At 69.8% G+C, this 11,870-nt stretch carries 12 protein-coding genes; 7 read left to right on the plus strand and 5 right to left on the minus strand.

Going from position 1 to position 11,870, the window contains the following annotated elements:
* Positions 1 to 109 precede the first annotated feature (109 nt).
* A complete protein-coding gene (pdxR, locus tag KCG34_RS21225) occupies positions 110 to 1,603 on the plus strand; it encodes a MocR-like pyridoxine biosynthesis transcription factor PdxR (protein ID WP_211937596.1) in 1,494 nt (497 codons plus the stop codon).
* Here pdxR and KCG34_RS21230 read toward each other — a convergent pair.
* Positions 1,594 to 4,116 (minus strand): PAS domain-containing hybrid sensor histidine kinase/response regulator, encoded by a 2,523-nt coding sequence (locus KCG34_RS21230; protein WP_211937597.1) that lies wholly within the window; start codon positions 4,114 to 4,116, stop codon positions 1,594 to 1,596. The two genes, pdxR and KCG34_RS21230, sit on opposite strands and share 10 nt — an antisense overlap.
* Positions 4,117 to 4,557: 441 nt before the next feature.
* Here KCG34_RS21230 and KCG34_RS21235 point away from each other — a divergent pair, with 441 nt between their 5' ends.
* On the plus strand, positions 4,558 to 4,827 hold the full coding sequence (locus KCG34_RS21235; protein ID WP_211937598.1) for an usg protein: 270 nt from the start codon (positions 4,558 to 4,560) through the stop codon (positions 4,825 to 4,827).
* A 33-nt stretch (positions 4,828 to 4,860) separates the two neighbouring features.
* On the opposite strand, the gene KCG34_RS21240 is transcribed toward KCG34_RS21235, so the two are convergent.
* The gene (locus tag KCG34_RS21240) at positions 4,861 to 5,379 is read right to left on the minus strand and encodes a thioredoxin family protein (RefSeq protein ID WP_211937599.1); all 519 of its coding nucleotides are present in this window, start codon (positions 5,377 to 5,379) and stop codon (positions 4,861 to 4,863) included.
* A 90-nt stretch (positions 5,380 to 5,469) separates the two neighbouring features.
* Here KCG34_RS21240 and KCG34_RS21245 point away from each other — a divergent pair, with 90 nt between their 5' ends.
* The 3 genes from KCG34_RS21245 to KCG34_RS21255 are packed head-to-tail and all read left to right on the plus strand — an operon-like array spanning position 5,470 to position 6,781.
* Complete coding sequence (locus tag KCG34_RS21245) at positions 5,470 to 5,790, plus strand: ArsR/SmtB family transcription factor (protein WP_211937600.1); 321 nt, start codon at positions 5,470 to 5,472, stop codon at positions 5,788 to 5,790.
* Positions 5,787 to 6,179 (plus strand): SRPBCC family protein, encoded by a 393-nt coding sequence (locus KCG34_RS21250; protein ID WP_211937601.1) that lies wholly within the window; start codon positions 5,787 to 5,789, stop codon positions 6,177 to 6,179. The genes KCG34_RS21245 and KCG34_RS21250 overlap by 4 nt, the downstream gene beginning before the upstream one ends.
* Complete coding sequence (locus KCG34_RS21255; RefSeq protein ID WP_211937602.1) at positions 6,167 to 6,781, plus strand: ATP-dependent Clp protease proteolytic subunit; 615 nt, start codon at positions 6,167 to 6,169, stop codon at positions 6,779 to 6,781. The genes KCG34_RS21250 and KCG34_RS21255 overlap by 13 nt, the downstream gene beginning before the upstream one ends.
* Here the strand turns inward: KCG34_RS21255 and KCG34_RS21260 are convergent.
* Positions 6,778 to 7,974 (minus strand): acetyl-CoA C-acetyltransferase, encoded by a 1,197-nt coding sequence (locus tag KCG34_RS21260; RefSeq protein ID WP_211937603.1) that lies wholly within the window; start codon positions 7,972 to 7,974, stop codon positions 6,778 to 6,780. The genes KCG34_RS21255 and KCG34_RS21260 overlap by 4 nt on opposite strands.
* 125 nt (positions 7,975 to 8,099) lie before the next feature.
* Here KCG34_RS21260 and KCG34_RS21265 point away from each other — a divergent pair, with 125 nt between their 5' ends.
* Positions 8,100 to 8,876, plus strand: a complete 777-nt coding sequence (locus tag KCG34_RS21265; RefSeq protein WP_211937604.1) for a thermonuclease family protein — start codon at positions 8,100 to 8,102, stop codon at positions 8,874 to 8,876.
* A 10-nt stretch (positions 8,877 to 8,886) separates the two neighbouring features.
* Here the strand turns inward: KCG34_RS21265 and KCG34_RS21270 are convergent, their stop codons facing one another.
* Both KCG34_RS21270 and KCG34_RS21275 read right to left on the minus strand, forming a co-directional pair.
* Positions 8,887 to 10,101, minus strand: a complete 1,215-nt coding sequence (locus KCG34_RS21270) for a hypothetical protein (RefSeq protein ID WP_211937605.1) — start codon at positions 10,099 to 10,101, stop codon at positions 8,887 to 8,889.
* A gap of 139 nt (positions 10,102 to 10,240) precedes the next feature.
* The gene (locus tag KCG34_RS21275) at positions 10,241 to 10,909 is read right to left on the minus strand and encodes a hypothetical protein (protein ID WP_211937606.1); all 669 of its coding nucleotides are present in this window, start codon (positions 10,907 to 10,909) and stop codon (positions 10,241 to 10,243) included.
* Between the two features lie 141 nt (positions 10,910 to 11,050).
* On the opposite strand from KCG34_RS21275, the gene KCG34_RS21280 reads away from it, so the two are divergent.
* Positions 11,051 to 11,764, plus strand: a complete 714-nt coding sequence (locus KCG34_RS21280) for an SDR family oxidoreductase (protein WP_211937607.1) — start codon at positions 11,051 to 11,053, stop codon at positions 11,762 to 11,764.
* Positions 11,765 to 11,870: the final 106 nt, after the last annotated feature.

Here is an 11,870-nt window from a genome sequence, read left to right on the forward strand (position 1 = left end):
CCGCGATTTCGCCGCCGACTTGCATCATCGCGCCGTTTGTCGGACGTTCGGCTGGCGGCCCTCAAGGGCCACTCCAGGCCAATTTGATGTAGCCACTTTGTGAGGGGCGATGAGACGGATCCGGGCCGGCTTCATGCCGGCGATCAGTGTCGATCCGGCTCACGAGCGGCCGCTCTATCGCCAGCTCTACGACGGCTTCCAGCGCGCCATCGTCGAAGGGCGCCTGCGCCCAGGCCAGCGGGTGCCGTCAAGCCGCAGCCTGGCCGCCGAACTCAGGATATCGCGCATTCCGGTGGTCACCGCCTACGAGCAGCTGCAGGCCGAGGGCTATCTGGAGACCTTTGTCGGCGCGGGCACCTGCGTGGCCGCCGCCATCCCCGAGGACGCCCTGGTCCCCTCTGTGTCGGCCGCGACCGGCGCCGGCGAGCGGTCGCCGACCCGCCAGATAGCCCGGCGCGTGGCCGCGGTGATGGCCACGCCGCAGGACCCCTCGATCCCCGTGATCGGCGCGTTTCGGGTCAGCCTGCCGGCCCTGGACCAGTTCCCGCGCCAAGTCTGGTCGGGTCTGTTGAACCGGCATCAGCGCAACCTGGCTACCGAACGCATGGCCTATGGCGACCCGATGGGCTGGGCGCCCTTGCGCGAAGCGATCGCCGAATATGTCGGCGCCTCGCGGGCGGTGCGCTGCGACGCCTCTCAGGTGATGATCGTGGCCGGCTCGCAGCAGGCTCTGCAGATCACCGCCCGCGCCTTGCTGGACGACGGCGATCCGGTCTGGGTGGAAGAGCCCGGCTATCCCGGCGCCCACCGCGCCTTCTATCTCGCCGGCGCTGAGCCCGTTCCCGCGCCGATCGACCATGACGGTCTGGATGTCGAGGCGGCCATCCGCCGCCGGCCGGACGCGCGGGCGGCCTACATCACCCCCTCGCACCAGTATCCCATGGGCGTGACCATGAGCGCGGCCCGGCGGATGATGCTGCTGAACTGGGCCGCGCGGGCGGGCGCCTGGATCATCGAGGACGACTACGACAGCGAATACCGCTTCGCCGGCCGGCCGATCGCCTCCCTGCAGGGCTTGGACAGCGATGACCGCGTCATCTATGTCGGCACCTTCAGCAAGGTGCTGTTTCCCGCCCTGCGCCTGGGCTACCTGGTGATCCCTTCGGACCTCGTGCAGGCCTTCGCAGCGGCGCGCGAGGCGATGGACATCTTCCCGCCGACCGCGCCCCAGGCGGCCCTGGCCGACTTCATCGGCGAGGGCCACTTCGCCCGTCACATCAGGCGCATGCGCATGCTCTACATGGAGCGGCGGCGCCTTCTGGCCGAGACCATCGCCGCGCAGATCGGCGACCTCATGCAGGTGGTCAGCGCCGAGGCCGGCATGCACCTCGTGGGTCTGGTCGACCCGCGGCTGGACGATGCGGACCTGTCGCGCCGCGCCGCCGCGCGCGGGATTTCGGCCGTGCCGCTGTCGAGCTGCTACCTGGAAAAGCCGGACAAGGCCGGACTGGTGCTGGGCTTTGGCGGAACCGACGGGCCGGCCATCGAGGCCGGGGTGCGCAAATTGGCCGAGGTGGTGCGGGCCGCCGCCGCTCAGGCCTGAACCGCAGGCCGGCTCTGGGAGGAGGGGCTGGCCTCGGTCGCCCAGCGCGCGACCTTGGTCAGGAGTTCGGTCGGATCGATCGGCTTGGCGATGTGGTCGTCCATGCCTGCGGCGCGGCAAGCCTCGACCTGGGCCGGCAGCACGTTGGCGCTGAGGGCGACGATGGCCGTCGCGTGGTTGGGGCCGTCGCCCTGGCGAATAGCCCGCGCGGCGGTCAAGCCGTCTGTGCCGGGCATCTGCAGGTCCATCAGGATCAGGTCGAAGGGTTCCTCGGCCGCCAGGCGGATGGCCTCGGCGCCGCTGGGCGCCTCGCTGAGGTCGTGGCCGAACGCGCCGAGCATGGCGCGTACGAGGTCCCGATTGGCGCCGACATCGTCCACGACCAGGATACGGGCGGGCTTGTCGAGATCGATAAGGGCCTCCGGCGCGACCGCTGCCGGCAGGGCGGCGGCCGGGGCGAGGATTTCGAACCAGAAGGTCGAGCCTTCGCCTTGCCGGCTCTGCACGCCCATGGCCCCGCCCATCAGCTCGGCCAGGGTCCTGGAGATCGCCAGGCCAAGCCCGGTGCCGCCGTGCTCGCGGGTGCTGGAGCCGTCGACCTGCGAGAAGCGCTGGAACAGCCGGTCCATCTTGTCCGGGGCGATCCCCACTCCGGTGTCGGCGACGGCGACTCTCAGTCGGCCCGCGTCGTAGGCCGCGGTCACCTGGACGCCCCCCTGGTCGGTGAATTTCACTGCATTGGTGAGCAGGTTCAGCAGCACCTGGCGCAGGCGCGGGGCGTCGGCCATCAGGCCCGCCGGCAGAGGCGTCTCAGCGCGCCAGCCCAGCTCCAGCCCCTTGGCCTGGGCCTGAGGCTGGACCAGTTCAATGGTCTCCTGCACGAACAGGGCCGGGTCTATCGGGCGTGGATCAAGCTCGATCTGGCCGGCTTCCAGCTTGGAGAAGTCGAGAATGTCGTTGACCACCGCCAGCAAGGTCTCGCCCGCAGTGCTGATCCGCTCGGCATAGGTCCTGGCCTCGCCGTCCAGGCTCCGGGCGCCTTTAAGTAGGCCTGCGAAGCCGATGATCCCGGTCAGGGGCGTGCGGATCTCGTGGCTCATATTGGCCAGGAACTCGGACTTGGCCACCGCCGCGGCTTCGGCCTCGACGCTCTTGCGGCGCACCTCGTCCTCCATGGCCCGGCGGGCGGTGACCTCACGCAGGCTGTCGGTGTGGCCGTCTATCCGCCCCTCGGCGTCCCGGGTCGCCGAGGGATTGCCCTCGACCCACAGATACCGGCCGTCGGCGTGCCGTACCCGGAACTCGTTCAGGGTCGGCGTTTCCCCCTCGTCGGTCGCCTTGAGCACCGATATCAGCCGCGCGCGCGCCGCCTCCACGTCGTCCGGGTGGATCAGTTCCAGGCTGTTGCGGCCGACCAGTTCCTCCGGGGGATAGCCGAACAGGCGCGCTCCAGGGGAGGCGTAGAGAATGTCGCCGGCCAGGTTGAAGCGGAACACCGCATCGCGCGAGGTTTCGGCCAGCAGGCGATAGCGGGCCTCGCTCTGGGCCAGGGCGTCCATCGCTTCGCGGCGTGCGGTGATGTCGCGCAAGGCGGTCAGGGCGCCGATGATCTTTCCGGCTTCGTCGCGGATCGGGGTCGGACTGCCCTGCAGCCAGACCCACTCGCCGCTCGCCGTCCGCGTGCGGGTGCCCATCGATTCTTCGACCGTCACCGGCCGCCCCGCCAGGATGTCGACGCGCCGCTGCTGCGCGCGGGTGTGGTCTTCGGGGTGGGTGAAGTCGCTCATGCGGCGGCCGATCATCTGCTCCGGCGTAAAGCCGAGCTGGCGCACCGAGGGCGAGATGAACCGGATCACGCTGTCGGCGTCATAGCGGACGATTATGTCGCTCGCCTTGTCGGCCAGCATCCGATAGAGCGCCTCGGATTCGGTCAGCCTCGCCTGGGTCTCGTCCGCCCGGCGGCGGATGGCCCGGTTGCGGGCCATGCCGTCGGCGACGAAGGTGAAGGCAAGGGCCGTCAGGCCGGCGGTCGGCGCCAGCGGAAGGTGCAGGGGATCGGGTCCCCAGACCATGAAGGCCAGCACCGCCAGGGTCGGCAGGACCCCGCTGCAGATGAAGCCGACCAGCGACTGGTATGCGTTGTTCTGGGCGAAGAAGGTCACCGACAGCCACAGGATCACCGCGCCCACGGCCCCGGCCGGGGTTCCGGTCGACCAGAGCAGGGCGCCGAGCGCCGTCCAGGTCAGGCAGCCGGTGGTCAGGTTGGCGAGATAGGCCAGCCGCCGGCCCGGTCCCGCCTTGCGCCCCTGTGACTGCGGCCGCACCAGGGGGACCGCCGTGATCTCGATCAGCAGCATGACCGCGAGCCAGGCCAGGCAGTCGCGCCACGGCGCCACCAGGGCGCTCAGGCCCGCAGCGGCGGCCGTCACCGCCAGGCGCGGGAAAAGGCCCTGAAAGGCACGGGCGGCGACCTCGTCGAGGCCGTCGTCCAGGATCGCGGTCGTGGTCGCCATGGGCTGCAAGCGTGTGGGACTCGGGGACCGTGACGTTGGGAAGACACCCTATTGTGGGGCAGACTCCTGTATTCTTTGTATAGACCGCTGCGATAGCAGCCCTGCGGCAAAAAGCCTCGAATAGACGGGGCGAGGGCGCCGGCCAGCGACATGGGGCGCCATGATTGCCGGGGCTTTGCATGAGGTGCGGGCCGGCCCGCAGTAGCGCTCGCGGAAGCCGAGTGCTGATATCGAACGCCGAACGGCCTCCACTCCTGTGTAATCGATGGGCTCAACCTGGTCGAAATCTGGCCGGTGACCCGCGACATCGCGCCGTCGATCGGTCTTCTGGACAAAATTAACCTGTTCGGGCGGATCGTCTTCTTGCGGACGCTGCTGAGTCGTGCGTCCGGGGTTCGGCGTTCGAACAAGACAGGATGTGCGATAGAAGGATGTAGCGACATGGCCAGCCGCGAATTCGAGCTGCAGTTGAAAGGCTATGGACTGACAACGGCCGAGATCCACTACCGGATGCCCGATCATCCGGCCCTGCTGCAGACCTATGTCTGGCAGGAATACGATCTGGCCCCGGACTTCCCGACCCTGCGCCATTTTCTCGAGTTCTGGAGGCGCGAACTGGAGGGCGCGCTCTATTCCGTGCGCGTCGCCCACCAGCGGCTGATCAAGCCGTCGGAGTGGCGGGCCGTGAACGGGATCATCCAGATCCACTGAGGCGCGAGAGTCGCCCCTACTTGGTCCGCCCCCTTACTTGGTCCATTGGGCCAGCCAGTCGGCCAGGGCCTGGGGCGTCATGTGGCGGGCGTCGGCCAGGGCGGCGACGTGGCCGCCGTCCAAGAGCTTGTCGCCGCGGGGATCGACGATCAGCAGCGCCGGCACGCCCTCCAGCCGCTGGGTGATGCCGTAGTGGGCCGGCACCTGCAGGTTCTTGTCGAACCGGCCCACATCGACCGACACCACCTCGTAGTGCTTGTCGACGAAGGCCTTCAGCTCCGGCAGGTCCATGGTCGCGGCCAGCACGCGGCAATCGCCGCACCAGTTGCCGCCCAGGTCGATCATCAGAAGCTTGTGGTGCGCCTTGGCGCTGGCCATGGCGGCCGCGACCTGGGCGTTGGCGTCAGCCTTTTCCTCGTAAGGATAGGGCAGGGGCAGCTTCAGCTGGCTGAAGCTCTGGATGCTCATGGCCGGGGCGGTCGCGGCCTGGGCGAGGCCGCCGGCTGCGGTCAGGGCGACAGCGGCCAGGGCCGCAGTCATGGAACGGAACATCGACATTCTCCGGAGCGTCGAGACGCGCAGATTGGTCCGCGATGCCGCCGGGACAAGGGCTTGTCAAACAAATAAGTATGCACTTATATAATGGCCATGCTTTCCGCCGACATCTTCCGCGCCCTGGCCGATCCCACCCGCCGCGCCGTGTTCGAGCGCCTGGCCGATGGCGAGATGAGCGTCGGCGAGCTGAAGGCGGGGTTTCCCATCTCCCAGCCCGCCATCTCCCAGCACCTGGCCGCCCTGCGCGGCGCCGGCCTGGTGACCGAGCGGCGCGAGGGGCGCTTCTCCTATTACCGCGTCGACCCGGCGGGCCTGGCGCCCCTGGTCGACTGGATCGACCGCTATCGCAGCTTCTGGCCCGAGCGCATCGAGCGCCTGAAGGGCCTGCTCAAGGAGATGGACCCATGACGGCGAACGCAGAGCCGGACCAGGACAGCCTCGCCTTCGAGGTCGAACTGGACGCCCCGGTCGAGCAGGTCTGGCGCGCCCTGGCCGAGCCCGAACTGCTGGCCGCCTGGCTGGCGCCGGCCGAGGTCGGACCTGAGCACGCCGGACCGATCGACTGCGAACCGCTTGAGGCTGAACCGGGCCGCAGCGTCCGCTACGCCTGGCGCGGCGATGACGGGCGGCTTGAGACCGAAGTGCTGTTCGAGGTCAGCGAAAACGCCGCCGGCGGATCGCGCCTCGTCGTCACCCACAGCGGCTTCTCCACGGCCAAGGTGGTGAGCCTGGCGGCCTATCGCAAGCCCCGCAGCGGCATGACCCTTTGCGCCGGAGCGCTGAAATGGGCGGCGTGAACATGAACCTCGTGCCGATGGTGATCGAAGAGTCGAGCCGCGGCGAGCGGGCCTTCGACATCTATTCCCGCCTGCTGCGCGAGCGGATCATCTTCCTCAACGGCCCGGTCGAGGACGGCATGGCGGCGACCATCTGCGCCCAGCTGCTGTTCCTGGAATCGGAGAACCCGAAGAAGGAGATCGCGATCTACATCAACTCGCCGGGCGGGGTGGTGACGGCAGGCTTCGCCATCTACGACACCCTGCAGTACATCAAGAGCCCGGTCTCGACCGTGTGCATGGGCTTCGCCGCCTCGATGGGCTCGTTCCTCTTGATGGCCGGGGCGCCGGGCCAGCGCATCGCCCTGCCCAACGCCTCGATCATGCTGCACCAGCCCTCGGGCGGCTTCCAGGGCAAGGCCTCGGACATCGAGCGCCACGCCGAGAACGTGCTCTACACCAAGCGGCGGATGATCGAGCTCTACGCCAAGCACTGCGGCCGCACGACCGAGGAGGCCGAACGGGCCCTCGACCGCGACAACTTCATGACCGCCGAGGAGGCCAAGGCCTGGGGCCTCGTCGACCATGTCTACGAGACCCGCGAAGCGGCGGAGGCCGGTTAGGCCGCCTCGAACAGCGCCGCCACGCCCTGGCCGCCGCCGACGCACATGGTCTCCAGGCCATAGCGGCCGCCGCGGCGCTTCAGCTCGTGCAGCAGGCTGGCCAGGATGCGCCCGCCGGTGGCGGCGATCGGGTGGCCGAGCGAAATGCCCGAGCCGTTGACGTTCAGCTTGTCGCGCTCATCCCAGTTCCAGCCCTTCAGGACCGCCAGCACCTGGGTGGCGAAGGCCTCGTTGAGTTCGACCAGGTCGACGTCCTTCCACGAATGGCCGGTGCGGGCGAACAGGCGCTCCACCGCCGGCACCGGGCCGATGCCCATGGTCGCGGGGTGACAGCCGGCCGCGGCCCAGCCGACCAGGAAGCCCATGGGCTCGAGGCCCAGCTCGGCCAGCTTGTCCTCGGCCACGATCAGGCAGGCGGCGCCGGCGTCGTTCTGCTGGCTGGCGTTGCCGGCGGTGACGACGCCGTCCTTCATGATCGGGCGCAGCGCCGCCATGCTCGCCGCCGTGGCGTCGGCGCGCACGCCCTCGTCCCTGGCGACGACGATCGGATCGCCCTTGCGCTGGGGAACCTTCACCGGGACCAGCTCGTCGTCGAACTTGCCGGCGGCCCAGGCGGCGGCGGCGCGCACATGGCTCTCGGCGGCGTAGGCGTCGCTGTCCTCGCGGGTGATCTGGTATTCGCGGCCGAGGTTCTCGGCGGTCTCGATCATGCCGGAGATATGGCCGAACCGCTCCACCGGCTGCGAGCGTTCGCGCCCGCGCTCCAGGCGGTCATAGAGGGTCACCGAGCCCGAGCGCGCGCCGCCGCGCATCGCGGTGGTGTAGTACTCGACATTGCTCATGCTCTCGGCGCCCCCTGCGATGACCACGTCGGCCGCGCCGGTCTGCACCATCATCGCCGCGGTGGTGATGGCGGTCAGGCCCCCGCCGCAGCGGCGGTCGAGCTGCATGCCCGGCACCTCGATCGGCAGGCCCGCGGCCAGGGCCGCCCAGCGGCCGATGCAGGGCGCCTCGCCGTTGGCGTAGCTCTGGGCGAACACCACGTCGTCGATCAGCATTGGGTCGATCCCCGTGCGCTCCACCACCGCGCGGACCACGGTGGCGGCCAGGTCGATGGCCGAGACGGTCGAGAACGCGCCCAGGAACTTGGCGACCGGGGTGCGCAGGGGGCTGACGATGGCGGCGCGTCTCATGGCGGCTCCGTAGGTTTCGCTTGTTCGCCGCCTGGATATAGGACGGGCCGGGCTTGGGAAACCCGTGCTGGAAAGGATCGGCGGCTCAGGCTACCTGAGGCCGAGGGCCTTTGTCAGGAGAAGCCATGGCGCGCCGCAGGGACCTGGTCGTGAGCCTCGCAGCCCTGGCCTTGAGCGCGCCGCTGCTCACCGGCTGTGGCGAAGGCCGGCGCCTCGACCGGCTGGCCGCGGGCGAGCGCGGGCGGGTGGTCGAGGTGCGCTCGGGCGATGTCCTCGTGCTCGACAACGGCCTGGTGGTGCGCCTGGTCGGCCTGGCCGCCCCCCGGCTCGGCGATCCCGGCTTCGACCAGGCCCGGGCGGCCCTGGCCGGCCTGGCCCAGGGGCAGATGGTGGCCCTCTACTATGGCGGCGCCAAGCGCGACCCCTATGGCCGCGCCCTGGCCCAGGTGCGCCGGCTCAAGGACCAGGCCTGGCTGCAGGGCGAGCTCCTGCGCGCCGGCTGGGCGCGGGTCTGGACCTTCGCCGACAACCGCGCCCTGGCCTCGGCCATGCTGGCGGACGAGGCGCGCGCCCGGGCCAAGGGCGCCGGCCTCTGGGCCATGCCCGACTACAAGGTCTTGCTGCCGAACGAGGTCGGCGCAGCCCAGCACGGCTTCCAGATCGTCGAGGGCCGCGTCCTGGCGGTCACCGAGGGCAAGTCCGGCACCTTCCTCGACTTCAGCCCCGATCCGGCCGGCTTCGCGGTGGTGATCGCGCCCAAGGACCTGCCTGTCCTGCGCGCCGGCGGGATCTCCCCACAAGCGATGGCCAGCCGCCTGATCCGTGTCCGCGGCGTGATCGGCTGGGGCGGGGTGATGAGCGTGGATCATCCCGAGCAGGTGGAGCAGCTCAGGGAGCCCTGAGCCATCCCGCTCAGGCGGCCTGGGCCAGGATCGGCAGCCGCTCCATGTGACAGGTGAGGATGCCGACCGGCGCCGGCCGCGGCCCGCAGACCCCCATGCCGGAGATAAACAGGGCCTTTTCCCGCAGGCAGGCCTGCACCTCGCCATGGGTCCGCACATTCGTCACCGCGGGCCAGATCTTCTGGCGCTTGAAGGTCTCGCGACGCTCCATGAAGCGCTTCAGGGCCGCTAGGCGGACGCGCTCCTCGCCCTCCGGCAGGCGAAGGGTCACGCTGGAAACCAGCCCGGCGGGCAGGCTCTCGACCTCGAAAGCCGGATCGGCGACGTGCAGGTCGAGGTGGGCGAAGCACTTCTCCTTCAGGTGCTTCAGCTGGCCGAACAGGTGGAAGTTCAGGGTGCGCGGCACGTCATAGATGGTCGCGGCGACCTGACCGCCGCTGCTGGCGGCCAGCTGCGTGAAGCGATCCGCATAGCCGCCGCTGGCCGACTGGCGCAGCAGCGACGAATAGCAGAGCGGCAGGAACAGGGTTCCCGAGATCGGCGCCGCTTTCAGCAGCCGAACGCCGGCGTCGAGGCAGGCGAGGTCAAAGGCCATGGGCTCGGCGGCGGGCAGCTGGTCCGGGCCATCGACCAGGCTCGAGGGATTGATCGAACCGGCGGGATTGGCGAACAGGCCGTCGCCGATGAAGCTCTGGCGCGCGGTCAGATAGACGCCGCGGAATTCGAGCCGGACCTCCGCTGGGCCTTTCTCGGGCGCGCTCCAGCCCGCCGGCCGCGCCAGCACCAGCGGCTCCCACTGCAGAGCCCGGCCCGGCGGCGCATCGGCCGCGATCTTCATCAACCGGCCGCCGAACGGCGTCGGCGGCGTCGGGGTGGAGGCCAGCCGGCGCATCGCCCCGTTGTCGGCCTTGACGAAGGCGGCCGTGTCCGCGGCGTCGCCGTCGTGCAGCAACAGGGTCACGTCGCCGCCGGAGCTGGTGCCGAACAGTTTCAGCTGCAGCTCTTCCGCCAGGCGCTCCAGCCGGGAGACGTCCACGTCGTCCGCCTTGGGATCGGTCAGCATGAAGCTGAAGGCGGTCAGGGCCTGGAATCGCTTCGGCCAGGGCCAGCGGGATTCCAGGAAGGCGCCGGTGACCTTGGTCACCAGCGGGCCGAGGGCGTCCAGCTTGGCGAACTGCTCGTCATTGATGTCGAGCACGATGCGAAGACAGGCCGATGCCGGCATGCGGAAGGCTCCTTCCGCCGCAGCTTAGCGCAGGTCCATGGGCAAAACCTAGTCGTGCATATTGTCGCGCTTGATACCAAAGCACGTAGATGATCTTGCGGCGTATATGCATGTTCGGGGCGCCGCGCGGCGGCGGAAATCAGGGCGCTCCCGCCATCGGCGGCGGCCGAAACAGCCGCACATAGGCCCCATCCGGCGCCACGAACGGCGAAGTCTCGTCGCCATTCGCCATCTCCTGAACCGCCCAGGCCTCCCTGGCCAGATGCACCCAGTTCACCGGGATCTCCAGATCCCGGCAGATCATCTCGATCACCACGCCGATCGGCTTGGAGAGCACATCGCCATAGATGTCCTCGTCGCTCAGCCGCTCCCAGACCCGCCCACAGAGCCGCTCAGCCTTCCAGGCCGTGGCCTCGTCGGCCGCCACCACCCGATTGACGACCCGCGCGATCCGCCGGCGACGCCGCTCCAGCGGGTCTTCCGCCGCTACAGCCGCAACAGCAGCCGCGGGGGCCTGCCCAGCCTCCAGCGCCGCCAGGTCCTTGATCGCCTTGGTCTGCAAGGCGAGCGTCAGCCGCACCGCCCGGGTGACCTTCTGGAACGCCCGGTCCAGCCCCTCGACATCCGCGCCGCCAGCCGCCTCCTCGACCGTCCTCTGCGCCAGGGCCTCGGCCATCCTTGTCCCGGCTTCCGCCAGCCGATCCAGAAACGCCACCTGCCGCTCCGCCACCCCACGCGCCATCGCCGCCGCGGACACGGGGTCCGCCGCGCAGGCGTCGTCGAAATCGGAGGGTTCGGACAGATGCATGATGTGACAAATAGGAACATTCTTCCGGGGATTCGTCAAGGCTCGGCGTCGGGGGTAGCATCCTTACTGGTATAGGCTTCGCCCTTTTCCCCGGCGGCCGGCGGGACTACCTGACTCCCATCGCAAAAGAGGGAACGCGTCATGGCGAAGCTCGACGGTGCAAAGGTCGTGGTGATCGGCGGCGCTTCGGGCGTCGGCTTTGCGGTGGCCGCCGCGGCGCTCGAGGCCGGGGCCCAGGTGGTCGTCGGCTCCAGCCAGGCGCCGCGGATCGAGGCGGCGGCGGAGAAGCTCGGCCGGGGCGCGAAGGGCCAGACCGTGGACGTGAAGGACGAGGCTTCGGTCGCCGCCTTCTTCGACGCGGCTGGACCGTTCGACCATCTGGTCTTCACCGCCGGCGACTGGGGCCACATGTTCGGCCCGACCCGCGACCTCGACGTCGAGGCCAGCAAGGCCCGGATGGAGGTCCGGTTCTGGGGCGCGGCCCGCGCCGCCAAGCACGCGACCCGCCAGATATCCAAGGACGGTTCGATCACCCTGACCGGCGGCATGCTGGCGCACCGGCCCATGCCGGGCGCGCCGCTGGTCACGGCCTCGGCCCAAACCACCGAGGGCCTGGCCCTGGGCCTCGCCCGCGACCTGGCGCCGATCCGGGTCAACGCCGTCTGCCTGGGCCTGATCATGAGCGAGCAGGTCCAGACCATGGGCGAGGCCACGATCAAGGGCTTCACCGCCAACCTGCCGCTGCCCCGAGCCGGCACGGTCGACGAGGCGGCCGAGGCCTACCTCTACCTGATGCGCGCCACCTACGTGACCGGCCAGATCGTGCGGGTCGACGGCGGCGGCAGCCTGGTCTGAGGGCGCGGCCTGCTGGCTGCTTCGCGGTTGGCCGCTCCTCGCCCGCGCCGGTGTCCGCGGGGGCCGCCGGAAAGCGGACGCTGCGAACGGATTAGAAGGTTGGAGA

Source organism: Phenylobacterium montanum (assembly GCF_018135625.1).
Classification (GTDB): domain Bacteria; phylum Pseudomonadota; class Alphaproteobacteria; order Caulobacterales; family Caulobacteraceae; genus Poindextera; species Poindextera montana.

Bases quoted from the DNA above. Each gene is read 5' to 3' on its own strand.
- pdxR (WP_211937596.1), top strand. From the start codon at position 110: ATGAGACGGATCCGGGCCGGCTTCATGCCGGCGATCAGTGTCGATCCG.
- KCG34_RS21230 (WP_211937597.1), bottom strand. From the start codon at position 4,116: ATGGCGACCACGACCGCGATCCTGGACGACGGCCTCGACGAGGTCGCC.
- KCG34_RS21235 (WP_211937598.1), top strand. From the start codon at position 4,558: ATGGCCAGCCGCGAATTCGAGCTGCAGTTGAAAGGCTATGGACTGACA.
- KCG34_RS21240 (WP_211937599.1), bottom strand. From the start codon at position 5,379: ATGTTCCGTTCCATGACTGCGGCCCTGGCCGCTGTCGCCCTGACCGCA.
- KCG34_RS21245 (WP_211937600.1), top strand. From the start codon at position 5,470: ATGGCCATGCTTTCCGCCGACATCTTCCGCGCCCTGGCCGATCCCACC.
- KCG34_RS21250 (WP_211937601.1), top strand. From the start codon at position 5,787: ATGACGGCGAACGCAGAGCCGGACCAGGACAGCCTCGCCTTCGAGGTC.
- KCG34_RS21255 (WP_211937602.1), top strand. From the start codon at position 6,167: ATGGGCGGCGTGAACATGAACCTCGTGCCGATGGTGATCGAAGAGTCG.
- KCG34_RS21260 (WP_211937603.1), bottom strand. From the start codon at position 7,974: ATGAGACGCGCCGCCATCGTCAGCCCCCTGCGCACCCCGGTCGCCAAG.
- KCG34_RS21265 (WP_211937604.1), top strand. From the start codon at position 8,100: ATGGCGCGCCGCAGGGACCTGGTCGTGAGCCTCGCAGCCCTGGCCTTG.
- KCG34_RS21270 (WP_211937605.1), bottom strand. From the start codon at position 10,101: ATGCCGGCATCGGCCTGTCTTCGCATCGTGCTCGACATCAATGACGAG.
- KCG34_RS21275 (WP_211937606.1), bottom strand. From the start codon at position 10,909: ATGCATCTGTCCGAACCCTCCGATTTCGACGACGCCTGCGCGGCGGAC.
- KCG34_RS21280 (WP_211937607.1), top strand. From the start codon at position 11,051: ATGGCGAAGCTCGACGGTGCAAAGGTCGTGGTGATCGGCGGCGCTTCG.